Origin of the sequence: Alloalcanivorax sp. (assembly GCF_964221125.1) — a bacterium.
Taxonomy (GTDB): Bacteria; Pseudomonadota; Gammaproteobacteria; order Pseudomonadales; family Alcanivoracaceae; genus Alloalcanivorax; species Alloalcanivorax venustensis.
Genome location: NZ_CAXPXK010000021.1, coordinates 1 through 11508, shown reverse-complemented (window position 1 = coordinate 11508; position 11508 = coordinate 1). Strand labels below are relative to the sequence as shown.

Annotated in this window: 12 protein-coding genes and 1 pseudogene; 4 read left to right on the top strand and 9 right to left on the bottom strand. The window is 68.7% G+C overall.

Annotated elements, in window-relative coordinates; translation table 11 throughout:
- From ACEQZD_RS02770 to arsC, 9 genes and pseudogenes are all read right to left on the bottom strand, one after another.
- Positions 1 to 434 (bottom strand): annotated as a pseudogene (locus ACEQZD_RS02770) (hypothetical protein); the annotation flags it as partial.
- 298 nt (positions 435 to 732) lie between these two features.
- Entirely contained in the window at positions 733 to 1698 is a 966-nt protein-coding gene (locus ACEQZD_RS02765) for an AAA family ATPase (RefSeq protein WP_370183824.1), read from the bottom strand.
- Positions 1695 to 3008: a DUF4350 domain-containing protein gene (locus tag ACEQZD_RS02760; protein ID WP_370183823.1), complete on the bottom strand. Its 1314-nt coding sequence runs from the start codon at positions 3006 to 3008 to the stop codon at positions 1695 to 1697. The genes ACEQZD_RS02765 and ACEQZD_RS02760 overlap by 4 nt, the downstream gene beginning before the upstream one ends.
- Entirely contained in the window at positions 3005 to 4495 is a 1491-nt protein-coding gene (locus ACEQZD_RS02755; RefSeq protein ID WP_370183822.1) for a DUF4129 domain-containing protein, read from the bottom strand. The genes ACEQZD_RS02760 and ACEQZD_RS02755 overlap by 4 nt, the downstream gene beginning before the upstream one ends.
- The gene (locus ACEQZD_RS02750) at positions 4482 to 5471 is read right to left on the bottom strand and encodes a stage II sporulation protein M (RefSeq protein WP_370183820.1); all 990 of its coding nucleotides are present in this window, start codon (positions 5469 to 5471) and stop codon (positions 4482 to 4484) included. Before ACEQZD_RS02750 ends, ACEQZD_RS02755 begins: the two co-directional genes overlap by 14 nt.
- Complete coding sequence (locus ACEQZD_RS02745) at positions 5468 to 6145, bottom strand: RDD family protein (RefSeq protein ID WP_370183819.1); 678 nt, start codon at positions 6143 to 6145, stop codon at positions 5468 to 5470. Before ACEQZD_RS02745 ends, ACEQZD_RS02750 begins: the two co-directional genes overlap by 4 nt.
- Entirely contained in the window at positions 6135 to 6476 is a 342-nt protein-coding gene (locus ACEQZD_RS02740) for a DUF2069 domain-containing protein (protein ID WP_370183817.1), read from the bottom strand. Before ACEQZD_RS02740 ends, ACEQZD_RS02745 begins: the two co-directional genes overlap by 11 nt.
- Before the next feature lie 21 nt (positions 6477 to 6497).
- A complete protein-coding gene (gene wrbA, locus ACEQZD_RS02735) occupies positions 6498 to 7115 on the bottom strand; it encodes an NAD(P)H:quinone oxidoreductase (RefSeq protein ID WP_142949382.1) in 618 nt (205 codons plus the stop codon).
- A complete protein-coding gene (gene arsC, locus ACEQZD_RS02730; RefSeq protein WP_335628517.1) occupies positions 7112 to 7468 on the bottom strand; it encodes an arsenate reductase (glutaredoxin) in 357 nt (118 codons plus the stop codon). The genes wrbA and arsC overlap by 4 nt, the downstream gene beginning before the upstream one ends.
- Before the next feature lie 90 nt (positions 7469 to 7558).
- Between arsC and ACEQZD_RS02725 the strand changes: the two genes are divergently transcribed.
- The 4 genes from ACEQZD_RS02725 to ACEQZD_RS02710 form a co-directional block, all read left to right on the top strand.
- A complete protein-coding gene (locus ACEQZD_RS02725) occupies positions 7559 to 8866 on the top strand; it encodes a YihY family inner membrane protein (RefSeq protein ID WP_370183816.1) in 1308 nt (435 codons plus the stop codon).
- A complete protein-coding gene (locus tag ACEQZD_RS02720; protein ID WP_370183815.1) occupies positions 8853 to 9134 on the top strand; it encodes an acylphosphatase in 282 nt (93 codons plus the stop codon). The genes ACEQZD_RS02725 and ACEQZD_RS02720 overlap by 14 nt, the downstream gene beginning before the upstream one ends.
- Positions 9135 to 9147: 13 nt before the next feature.
- Complete coding sequence (locus tag ACEQZD_RS02715) at positions 9148 to 10026, top strand: alpha/beta fold hydrolase (RefSeq protein WP_142949379.1); 879 nt, start codon at positions 9148 to 9150, stop codon at positions 10024 to 10026.
- Positions 10027 to 10158: 132 nt separating this feature from the next.
- Positions 10159 to 11508, top strand: a 1350-nt coding sequence (locus tag ACEQZD_RS02710) for a fumarate hydratase (protein ID WP_370183813.1), incomplete at its 3' end; no start/stop codon positions are given.

Below are 11508 nucleotides of genomic sequence, written 5' to 3'. Positions count from 1 at the left end.
CGTGGAGGCCGCATGCGGATAAGGCCCGGACAGCGCCTGATCCAGGTCTTGCTGGTGTGGGCGGCGCTGGCCGTCTTGCCGCTGGCGGCGCGCGGCAGGCCGGTGAGCGGATCGTCCGGCGGGTGGTGATCGGCCACCAGCCACGGCTCACCGGCGACGGCGCCACGACTGTCGAGCAGCAGCGTGACGGTGTGCGCGATGCCCACCGCCAGCGCCGCCGGCAGCCGCCGCTCCGCCGCCGGCGTCGGCCGCGCGCGCAGGCGGCGCAGGTCGTCCAGCGCCCAGGCGGCGCCGACCAGGCCTAACGCGGCCCACGCCAGTAGCGCCGGCGCCGCCAGATCCGGCAGCCAGACGCGCGCCGCCAGCGGCAAGACGGCCAGCGCCGCCCACACCAGCAAGACCTGGATCAGGCGCTGTCCGGGCCTTATCCGCATGCGGCCTCCACGGCGGTCTGGCGACCGCGATGCAGGATGCAGGATTCAGGATACAGGGGCGAGGCCTGGTTTTTTGTGGGAGCGGGCCATGCCCGCGAAAGGGAGCGAAGCTCCCGGCAGGATCCCAGAGACCCTGTCGGCAATCCGCTGTCCTGGCTCTCTGGAATCCTGCCGGCCGGCTTTGCCGGCCTTTCGCTTGCAGGCAAGCTCCCACAGGGCAAGCGCCTACAAGAGGTCCAGCCGCTCACGCCTCCTGGCTGCATCCTGAATCCTGCATCCTGTATCGACCGGAAGGCGATCATTGCCGGGGCGCCTCCACCTGCTCCAGCAGTTGCGCGAGCACCGATTCCACGGTCTGGCCTTCCAGTTCCGCGTCCACGCCCAGGCGCAGGCGGTGGCGCAGCACCGGCGCCGCCACCGCCTTGACGTCGTCGGGCACCACGAAGTCGCGGCCGCTGAGCAGCGCCTGGGTTTTGGCGGTGCGGGCCAGGGCGATGCTGGCGCGCGGGCTGCCGCCCTGGATCAGGCTGGGGTGCTCGCGGGTGGCGCGCACCAGGCGCAGCAGGTAGTCGATCAGGGCCGGGTCGATCAGCACCTGTTCGGCGCTGCGAGTCAGTTCCAGGATGCCGGCGGCGTCGGTGACCGGCGTCAGCTGCGCCGCGTCCAGGCTGTCCGGCAGCCGCCCGTCGAGCACCATCTCCACCATGCGCGATTCGTGCGCCTGGTCCGGGTAGTCGATCAGAATCTTGAACAGGAAGCGGTCCAGCTCCGCCTCCGGCAGCGGGTAGGTGCCTTCCTGGTCGAGCGGGTTCTGGGTGGCCAGCACCACGAACGGCGGCGCCAGCGGGAAGCTCTCGCCCTCGATGGTGATCTGCCGCTCCTGCATCACTTCCAGCAGCGCCGCCTGGGTCTTGGCCGGCGCCCGGTTGATCTCGTCGGCGAGCAGCAGGTTGGTGAAGGCCGGCCCCTTGCGCACCCGGAAGTCGCCGCTCTGGCTGTCGAACAGGGCGTGGCCGGTGACGTCCGAGGGCATCAGGTCGGGGGTGAACTGGATGCGCTGAAAGTCCAGCTCCAGCACCCGCGCCAGGCTGCGCGCCAGCAGCGTCTTGCCGAGCCCGGGCACGCCTTCGATCAGCACATGGCCGCCGGTGATCAGGGCGATCAGCACCTGCCGGGTGATCACCGGCTGGCCCACCAGCACCTGGTTGAGCTGCTCTTCGATGCGGCGCGCCAGGGCGCCGGCCTGTTCCGTCTGGCTGGTCATAAACGGCTCCTAAGGGTTTGCAGTATCGCCACCCGGTCCGCCCATTGCTGGCGGTCCCGGGGGCGCGGTGGTCGGGTGGCGCCGCCGCTGTTCAGGGCGTCGCGCAGAGCGGCTTCGGGCAGGGCCAGCCGCTCGGCGGCGATCGCCAGGGCCTGGTCCCGGTCCGGGTGAAGCAGGTCCAGGCGCCGCCGCGCCTCGTCGCGCAGCGGCGCCGTTAGCCGCTCGCTCTGGCCGGTGCGCCAATGGAAATGGCCCAGCGCCAGCAGGTGGCCGAGGTAATCGGTGCGGTCCGCTTCGGCGGCGTGCCACTGCGGCCCGGGGCGCGGCAGACGCCGCCACAGCCAGGCCGCCAGGGCGAGCAACAGGGCCAGCATCAGCGGCCAGGCGTGCTGCCACAGCCAAAGCGGCAGCGGCGGCATGTCGATGCCCTGCACGAACCACACCGGGCCGTCGCCGATCAGCTGCTCCAGCAGCCAGGCGTGGTCGAAATAGTGCAGGTGCTGGTTGTCCCACAGCGTCAGGCCGGCGAGCACGGTCATCTGCCCGTCGCCCCAGGACAGGTGGACCAGTTGCGCGCCCTCCGCATTGTCGGCCTTGGAGGACGGCAGCGCCGGCAGCAGGTCGGTGGGACGATGCTGCAGGGCCTGGCCGGGCGAGGCCAGCAGTTGCCGCCGGTCGCCGTCCGCGAACACCCAGGTTGCCGGCGCCGGTAACGGCGGCGCTTCGCAGGTGAGCGCCTCGCACTGCGGCGACAGGTCGCCGTCGTTGTCGCCCAGGCAATACTCCAGGAACAGGCTTTCCATGGGCTGGAAGCGGTCCAGCAGGGTGGTGAAGGGGTCGTCCTCGGAGTCGGTCTCCACGGCGACGGCGTGCAGGCCCAGCGGCGTCAGTAGCGGGTCGTCGTTGCCGCCGGTCCGCTCGCTGTTTCCGTCCTTGTCCCCGGTTTCGTCGGCCACGTAGTGATAGGCCGGGCGGGCGGCGACGATCAGATGGCCGCCGCGCTGCACCCAGTCGAACAGGGCGTCGATCCGACCGCTGCCCAGCTCGCCCCGGTATTCGTCCAGAATCAGGGTGGTGCCGGTGTCCGGCAGCGGGAACAGGGCGCCGGTGCTGAAGATCCGGCGGGTGGGGCGCTGCCAGTTTTCCAGCAGGGTCTGGGCGGCCAGGTAGGGGTTGCCGCGCACCGAGGCGTCCGGCGCCGCCGGTGCCATATAGCGTACCGGCTCGGTGGCCCAGACATAGAACACCAGGGCGGCGACCACCAGCAGCAGCGCCAGGCCGCCCCAGAATCTGCCGCGCCGCCGGCTCATGTTCTTGCCTCCGCCGGGCGCAGTCCGCGCCATTGGTCATAGAGCGCCTGGACCTGTTCCGGCGTGGTGGGGCGGTGCGCCCAGGCGGTGCGGGTCCAGGCCTCGGTGAGCCGTTCCAGGTAGACCACCGCCGGGGTGTCGCCCAGCAGCCGCCGGTAGGCGCGCAGGCAGTCCTGCTCGGTGGCGCCGGGGGTGAGCGGCGTGGGGTGCCGGCGGAAAAAGGTCACCAGGGTGTCGCGCAGCAGCAGTGCCAGGGCCTCACGCACCCGGCCCTGGCGCAGCGCGTCGTCCAGGGCGCCGGCCAGGTCCGCCGGCAGATTCTCGGCGCGGGTGTCCAGGCCCGCCACCTGCACCGGCATGGCGGTGGGCGACCGGCGCAGCGGCGAGCCGGGGAGGCGGCGCAGCAAGGCCCAGGCGATCACCGCCAGCAGCGCCACCAGCAACGTCCAGCCGATGGCGTGGATCAGGCCTTCCGGCAGCGCCAGCGGGTCGCCCCGCTCGTTGTCCCGCTGGCCGTCGATCAGCCGTTGCAGCAGGTCCCGCCACCAGCTGTCGCTGTCGTCGTCGCGGAATTGTTCCTTCAGGCGGCGCTCTTCGCGCAGCGCCATGGGCATGAAAGTGTCCGAGGCGAGCAGCTCCACGGCCTGCTGCTTGCTGTCTTGTTGCTCGGCGTTGCCCGGCGCCGGCAGGCCGCCCAGGCACAGCACCATCAGCGCCAGCGCCCCGGCGCCCCGGCTCAGGCCCAGCGCGGCGCGGCGCTTGCCGATGCGGGTCAGGCCCAGCTGCAGGTCCCAGCCTTCCAGGTGGGTGCGCTGATTCAGGTAGAGGGCGAAGGAGGTGGCCACGTACAGCGGCTCGGTGACGGTCAGCACCAGATACCAGAACAGGTTGCCCAGGGCCCAGTGCAGGCGGCTCTGCTCGCCGAACCAGACGCTGAACTCCAGGTTGAACTGCCACGGCGCCAGGGTGATCACCAGCAGAATCAGCGCCACCGTCATCAGGTGTTCCAGGGTGAGCAGGGTGAACGTCAGCGTGGCCGGGCGCTGGCCGGGGGCGCGCAGCAACACGGCGATGCGTCCGGAAGCGGCGTCGCCGCGGTTGCCTTCCAGCTGCCAGACGCCGGTAAGCATGCCCCGCGCCGGGCTCAGCCGCCGCCAGGTGAGCTGCCCGAACAGCCCATTCAGGCCGTACTCCCGAAAGCCTTTGAGCAGGGCCCAGGGGCCGGGATAGTCATCGAACAGGGCGCGGCTGTAGAACGCCAGCAGCGGCCTTTCCCACAGCGGCTTGAGCCACCAGAACAGCAGCATCGGCCAGATGCTCTGCCAGGCGGCGGCGAGGCCGGCCAGCGCCAGGAAGGGCAACCCGGTGAACACCACCCACACCAGCGCCGCCGACCGCCACCAGTGCCGGTACAGGCGCGTGCCCATATCCATGGCCTGCCAGCACGAGCGGGGTGCCAGGCGGGCGTTGAGCTTATTCAGGTCCATGCCGCCCTCCCTGGCGCCGGCGTTGCCGGCCGGCGAACAGCAGGTACAGCGCCAGCAATGCCCAGCAGGCGGCGCCCACGCCGTACTTGATCTGCGGCGCCAGCTCCCGGGACGACCAGAACGCCTCGATGAACGCGGCCAGCACCAGCAGCGCGAACACGCCGTACATCACCGGCAGGCATTCGCCGGCGGCGCGCCGCAGGGCGTCCACCCGGCGCCAGGAGCCGGGCGCCAGCACCGCCCAGCCCATGCGCAGGCCGGCGCCGCCGGCCAGGAAGATGGCGATCAGCTCCGGCGCGCCGTGGGCGATCACGAAGGTGAAGAACGGCTGCGCGGCGCCGGCCCGGGTCAGGTGGCCGGCGGCGGCGCCGAAGAAGCTGCCGTTGAAGAGCATCGCCACCAGCGCGCCCACGCCCAGCAGCAGGCCGCCGGCGAAGGTGCGGAAAGCGATGCCGATGTTGTTGTAGATGTAGTAGCCGAACATCATCACATCGTCCTGGCGGTCGCGGCCGCTGACGTCGCGCAGCTCCGGGTGGTACATCTCTTCCAGTTCGGCCACCTGCTGCGGGCCCACCACGGTGTGCACCAGCTCCGGGTCGTGCAGGATCATCGCCCACACCAGGCCGGCGGACAGCACGAAGCAGAGCGTGCTGACCAGATGCCAGCGCCACTGATAACGCACCGCGCGTGGGAAGCCGCCGGTGAAAAACGCCACCAGCCCGGGCAGCAGCGGGGTGCGGTAGCGGTACAGCTGGCGGTGGGCGCGCAGCATCAGGTCGTTGAGGTATTCCTGCAGCGCCAGGCTGTAGCCGCGCTCGCGGGCCAGCGCCAGCTGGTGGCAGAGGCTCTGGTAGTCGGCGGTGAAATCGGTGAGCGCCGACGCCTTCGGGCGGCGGCGGGCTTCCAGCGCGGTGAGACTGGTTTCCAGCCGTTCCCACTGGGGCCGGTAACGCTGCTCGAACTGGCTCTGCCTCATGCGCCCCCCAACACGTGCCGGGCCACCCGCTGCAGTTTTTCCCGGGCGGCGGCGGGCGCCAGCTCCGGGTAGGCGAGGGCGGCGAGCTCCTCCTGACGCTCGGCGGAGAGCCGCGCGCCCCGGTCGGTGAAGGCCAGCAACACCAGTTGGTCGTCGCGGCTCAGCGGCCAGTCCGGCGCTTCGCTGTCGCCGTCCTGGTAGGGCCGCGCCGGGCGCGCCGGCGGCGTGTGGATCACCAGGGTGTCGGCGGCCAGGTCGCCGAGGCGCTGCGAGCGCCGGGTGATCAGCATCACCACGAAGCCGGTGAGATAGAACATCGGAAACAGATCGGCGGTGCGCAGCAGGTTACGCACCAGGCTGCCGTTAAAGCCCAGCGGCGCGCCGTTGCCGTGCACCACCGCCAGGCCCATCATCCGTTTGCCCGGCGTACGCCCCTGCCAGAGTGCTTCGAACAACACCGGGTAAAACCATTCCATCAAGAACAGCATCACCAGGTAGAGGCCCATGCCGCCGCGCCCGAACAGCATCAGCGGAATCGCGACCAGCGCCAGCGCCAGGCCGCGAATCGCCAGATCGATCCCGTAGGCCAGGGCGCGCGGCAGCGGCCCGGCCAGGGACAGCGTCAGGCGCGCCCCCTCCGGTGTATCGATGTGCAGCTGGTCATCAATCCGCACGGCCGCCCCGGCGCATGAGCTGCATGGCGAGCAGGAACAGCACCACCGTCAGCGACACCTGAACGATGGCCAGGGTGCGCACCGGCGGCGGGTTCAGGCACTGCACCACATAGCCGCAAAAATAGAACAGCAGCAGGAAACACAGCCAGGTGAGCGAACGCGGGTGCAGCGTGATCGGCGCCGCCGCCATTAACGCCAGCGGGCCGTAGAGCACCGCCGCCATGATCACGGCGGCGAAGGTGGGCGTGTCCGGCGGCGCGAACCAGAACAGACCGGCGATACCGAGAACCAGCAGCAGAATATAGGTGATGCGCGGAAGGGCGCTCAGCATGGTGTTCCCCCTCGGTTGGGTTTAGTGGGCGGGCGCCAACTGGCGCGCCAGGGTGGCGAGCCGCCGGCCCAACGCCTTGGCGATGGCGTTCTCGTCGTCGCTGGTGTCGCGGCCGCGCCCGTCGCTGCCGGACACATGGCTGGCCCCGTAGGGCGTGCCGCCGCCGGTGGTGCGTGTCAGCGCCGCCTCCGAATAGGGCACCCCGGCCAGCACCATGCCGTGGTGCAGCAGCGGCAGCATCATCGACAGCAGGGTGCTCTCCTGGCCGCCGTGGAGACTGGCGGAGGCGGTGAACACACCGGCCGGACGGCCGATCAGCGCGCCGGACATCCACAGGTCGCTGCTCTGGTCGAGAAAATACTTGAGCGGCGCCGCCATGTTGCCGAAGCGGGTCGGCGAGCCCAATGCCAGACCGGCACAGCCGGCCAGATCGTCCAGAGTGGCGTAGGGGGCGCCGCTGTCCGGCACCGGCGGGGCGCTGGCCTCGTGATCCGGAGACACCGGCGGCACGGTGCGCAGGCGCGCCTGCAGGCCGGCGCCTTCCACGCCGCGGGCCACTTGCTGCGCCAGCCGCGCCACGCCGCCGGTGCGGCTGTAATAAAGGATCAGCACATAGGGGTTGAGGGCCGCGTCGCTCACGGCGTCACCAGTTCCAGAACCGTTTCCGGCGGGCGTCCGATCACCGCCCGGTCGCCTTTCACCAGCACCGGCCGTTCCAGCAGTTTGGGATAGCGGGCGATGGCGTTGATCACGGTGTCGTCGTCGGCGTCCCGGCTCAACCCGGCTTCCTTGTACTCCGCTTCTTTAGGGCGTACCAGATCGTGGGCGCGGTCCAGGCGCAACTGTTTTACCAGAGTGCGGACGGTTTCCGCGTCCGGCGGTGTATCAAGATACTTGACGATGGTCGGGGTGATGCCGTTTTCTTCCAGCAGCGCCAATGCCTGCCGGGATTTGGAACAGCGGGGATTATGGTAGAGCGTGTATTCGGCCATGGCGTCACGTTGTCGTCTGATAGGATGGGAGCATTGTAAGGCACCGACCCGCAGCTACAAGCGTGCCGCTACGCGATTAAAGGAAGCAGTGTGAATCAGGACCTGGAAAGCAGTGAAGAAGATCCGGTAATTCCGTTCCGGGCAAGGGCGCAATCGGTGTGGGCGTTTCTCAAACTGTTGCGCCGCCAGTTCGTGGAGGACGGTTGTCAGTCCAGCGCGGCGGCGCTCACCTACACCACGCTGTTCGCCATCGTGCCGATCATGACGGTGATGTTCGCGGTGATCGCCGCGATCCCGGCGCTGAACGAACGGGGCATGGTGATCCAGGAGTGGGCCTTTGAATATTTCGTGCCGTCCGCCGGCGCCGAGATTCTCGAATACCTGAGCAAGTTTTCCCGCCAGGCCACCAACCTGACCGGCGCCGGCGTACTGATTCTGATCGTCACGGCGATTTTGATGCTGCGCACCATCGAGCAGTCCCTGAACCGCATCTGGAAAATCCGCCAGCCGCGCAAGGGCCGGGTCAGCCTGATGATGTACTGGGCGGTGCTCTCCCTGGGCCCGCTGTTGCTGGGGGCGGGGCTCGGCATCTCGTCCTATCTGACCTCGCTGTCGCTGGTCAGCGACACCGTGGCCTACCTGGGCGGGGTGCGGTTCTGGCTGACGCTGTTGCCGTTTTTTCTGACCACCTCGGTGCTCGCCTTGCTCTACATCGTGGTGCCCAACACCTCGGTGCCGCTGCGCCAGGGGCTGATCGGCGCGGCGTTCGCGGCGTTGCTGTTCGAGCTGGCCAAGGCCGCGTTCGCCCAGTTCATCAAGCACGCGCCCAACTATCAGGTGGTCTATGGCGCCTTTGCCGCGGTGCCGCTGTTTCTGTTATGGATTTATATTTCCTGGATGCTGGTGCTGTTCGGCGCCGAGCTGGTGCGGGCCCTGGTGGTGTTTCAGGAGCATCAGCGGCGGGTGCCGCGCATGCAGGCGCTGATGCGGTTGCTGAACGTGCTCTGGGAACGCCAGCGTGACGGGCGGACCCTGCACGGCAACGAGGTGCGGCGGGTGATGCAGGACTCCGGCATCACCCACTGGGACGAAGTCCGCAACCTGCTGCAGGACTGCCATCTGATCCGCCGCACCGAGGAGGGCGGCTATGTGCTGATCCGCGATCTGCGCGCGCTCACCATGGCCGAGCTGCTGACCCTGGTGCCCTGGCCGGCGGAGCAGCAGCTGCGTATTCACGCCAACGGCAAGGAGCCCTGGGAAGCGGCGCTCAAGCAACGCTGCGATCAGGCCCGGGAAGGCCTGCGCCGGCCGCTGGATTTCAACCTGGAGGCGCTGTTCGGCAACCGGTTGGAGGAAAGCGCGGATGTAAAAGAGGAGGAAAATCGTGACAACCGCTAGGATTGCCCGACAAGCCGTGGTGAGTGGCCGTGTCCAGGGTGTGTATTATCGGGCTTCCACCCAGCAACAGGCGCGCCGTCTGGCGGTCGCCGGCTGGGTGCGCAACCGCCCCGACGGCAGCGTCGAGGCGTGGCTGGAAGGCGCCCCCGACGCGGTCGAGGCGCTGCTCGCCTGGATGCGGCGCGGCCCCGCGGGCGCTCGGGTCACGGACATCACCGTCACCGAGACGCTGCCCCGGAACGACGCCGATTTCGTAGTAACCGAATAAAGAGGCTTCGCCCATGAAGCAGGTGGAAATGGTTAACGGGCACTTGCGCTTCCCGACGCTGCTCAGCGGTGACGGCGAGCCGGTGATTTTACTGCACGGTTTTCCCGATACCCATGAAAACTGGGCGGTGCAGATGAAGCTGATCGCCGACGCGGGCTACACCTGCCTCGCGCCGGCCCTGCGCGGCTACGCGCCGTCCTGTCAGCCCGGCAACGGCGACTATTCCCTGCACGCCGCGGTGGACGACCTGCTGGTGTTCGCCAATCAACTGGGCGGGCGCGTGCATCTGATCGGCCACGACTGGGGCGCCGCCGTGGGCTACCTGGCCTGCGCCCGCTACCCGGACACCTTCTGCACCTTCACCGCGCTGGCGATTCCGCCGCTCAAGCGCCTGCCCCAGGCGCTACTGAAAGTGCCCGAGCAGATCAAACTGAGCGGCTACATGCAGTTCTTCCAGTTGCCCATGGCGCCGGAAGCCTGGCTGAAGAAGGATGATTTTTCCGGCATCGACAAACTCTGGCAACGCTGGTCGCCGGACTGGGAGCCGGGCCTCTACCTGGAGAACGCCAAGCATACCCTGCGCGAGCCGGGCGTGCTGCCCGCCGCGCTGGGCTGGTACCGGCATCTGATCCGCCTGTGGCGCAAGGAGCAGCGTGAGACCCAGGAGTGGCTGGGCATGAACATCACGGTGCCCACCCAGGTGCTGATCGGCGAACAGGACGGCTGCATGAGCCCGCGCCTGCTCGACCACACCGTCAACCACGGCGACTTCCCCGGCGGGCTGCGCGTGGAGCGGGTGTCCGGCGCCGGCCACTTCCTGCATCTGGAGCGTCCCGAGACCGTTGCCGATTTGCTTATCGCTCATCTTAAGCGGGGTGAGTGCCTGGCTTAGGTCTCTGGGATCCTGCCGGCCGGCCTTGCCGGCCTTTCGCGGGCAGGGCCCGCTCCCACAAGCCCGCTCCCACAAGCCGGCCCGGGTAGTCTATAATGCGCGCCCCGAATCCCAGCAGTCAGGAGTGCCCCCATGACGGTGATCCGCCAGGACGATCTGATTCAAAGCGTTGCCGATGCCCTGCAGTACATCTCTTACTACCACCCGGTGGACTTTATCCGCGCGGTGAAGGAAGCCTACGAGCGGGAAGAGAGTAAAGCGGCCAAGGACGCCATGGCGCAGATTCTGGTGAATTCCCGCATGTCCGCCATGGGGCGCCGGCCGATCTGCCAGGACACCGGCATCGTCACCGTGTTCTGTAAGGTGGGCATGAACGTGACGTTCGAGAGCGACATGAGCCTGGACGACATGATCAACGAGGGCGTGCGCCGGGCTTACAACCACCCGGACAACGTGCTGCGCGCCTCGGTGCTGGCGGACCCGGACGGCAAGCGCGCCAACACCAAGGACAACACGCCGGCGGTGATCAACTACTCCATCGTGCCCGGCGACACCGTTGAGATCGACGTGGCGGCCAAGGGCGGCGGCTCCGAGGCGAAGTCCAAGTTCGCCATGCTCAACCCGTCCGATTCGGTGGTCGACTGGGTGCTCGAGCAGGTGCCGAAGATGGGCGCCGGCTGGTGCCCGCCGGGCATGCTCGGCATCGGTATCGGCGGCACCGCCGAGAAGGCCATGCTGATCGCCAAGGAGTCCCTGATGGACCCCATCGACATCCACGAGCTGCAGGCGCGGGGCGCGCAAACCCGTTCCGAGGAACTGCGCCTGGAGCTGTTCGAGAAGGTCAACGCCCTGGGCATCGGCGCCCAGGGCCTGGGCGGCCTGACCACGGTGCTGGATGTGAAGGTGGCGGATTACCCCACCCACGCCGCCAACAAGCCGGTGGCAATCATCCCCAACTGCGCCGCCACCCGCCACGCCCACTTTATCCTCGACGGCACCGGCCCGGCGGATCTGCAGGCGCCGGACCTGGAAGAATGGCCGGATATCGCCTGGGGCAACGACGAGGGCGCCAAGCGCGTCAACCTGGACACCGTGACCCCGGAAGAGGTGCAGACCTGGCAGCCCGGCGACACCATCCTGCTGTCCGGCAAGCTGCTCACCGGCCGTGACGCGGCGCATAAGCGCATGGTGGACATGATCGCCAAGGGCGAGGAACTGCCGGTGGACTTCACCAACCGCTTTATCTACTACGTGGGTCCGGTGGATCCGGTGGGCGACGAAGTGGTGGGCCCGGCCGGCCCGACCACCGCCACCCGCATGGATAAGTTCACCCGCACCATGCTGGAGAAGACCGGTCTGATCGGCATGGTCGGCAAGGCCGAGCGTGGCGACACCGCCATCGAGGCGATCAAGGACAACAAGGCCGTCTACCTGATGGCCGTGGGCGGCGCCGCCTATCTGGTGTCCAAGGCGATCCGCAAA